General features: G+C 61.6%; 2 protein-coding genes. Both read left to right on the forward strand.

What is annotated here, in order from left to right:
- Positions 1-343, forward strand: a 343-nt coding sequence (locus HMPREF3115_RS14140) for a sugar phosphate nucleotidyltransferase (protein WP_256276200.1), incomplete at its 5' end; no start/stop codon positions are given.
- The coding region (rfbC, locus tag HMPREF3115_RS14145) for a dTDP-4-dehydrorhamnose 3,5-epimerase (RefSeq protein ID WP_256276201.1) at positions 328-651 on the forward strand (324 nt) is incomplete at its 3' end. The genes HMPREF3115_RS14140 and rfbC, both read left to right, overlap by 16 nt.

Below are 651 nucleotides of genomic sequence, written 5' to 3' on the forward strand. Positions count from 1 at the left end.
CATCGCGGCCGACATCAAGCCGTCCGCGCGTGGTGAACTGGAAATCACCGACGTCAATTCGCGCTACCTCGCCGATGGCACGCTGAACGTCGAGATCATGGGCCGCGGCTACGCATGGCTCGACACCGGCACGCACGATTCGCTGATCGAAGCGGCGAGCTTCATCGCGACGCTGCAGAAGCGGCAAGGGCTGGTGGTCGCGTGCCCCGAGGAAATCGCATACCGCCGCCACTGGATCGACGCGGAACAAGTGCAGAAATTGGCGCAGCCGCTGGCGAAGAACGGCTACGGCAAATATCTGCTGAACATTCTTACGGATCAGGTTGCATGGCCATCACGGTAACTGCTACGGCACTGCCCGAAGTCAAAATCATCGAGCCGAAGGTATTCGGCGATGCGCGCGGGTACTTCTACGAAAGCTTCAACGGGCGCGAGTTCGCGGAGCAGGTCGAGCCGGGCGTCGAGTTCGTGCAGGACAACCATTCGCGCTCGGCGAAGGGTGTGCTGCGCGGGCTGCACTATCAAATCCAGCATGCGCAGGGCAAGCTCGTGCGCGTGGTCGAAGGCGAAGTATTCGACGTGGCGGTAGACATTCGCCGCAGTTCGCCGAATTTCGGCAAATGGGTCGGCGTGACGCTGTCGGCGGACAAC

Source organism: Burkholderia sp. HMSC10F09, assembly GCF_001806955.1.
GTDB classification, from domain to species: domain Bacteria; phylum Pseudomonadota; class Gammaproteobacteria; order Burkholderiales; family Burkholderiaceae; genus Burkholderia; species Burkholderia multivorans.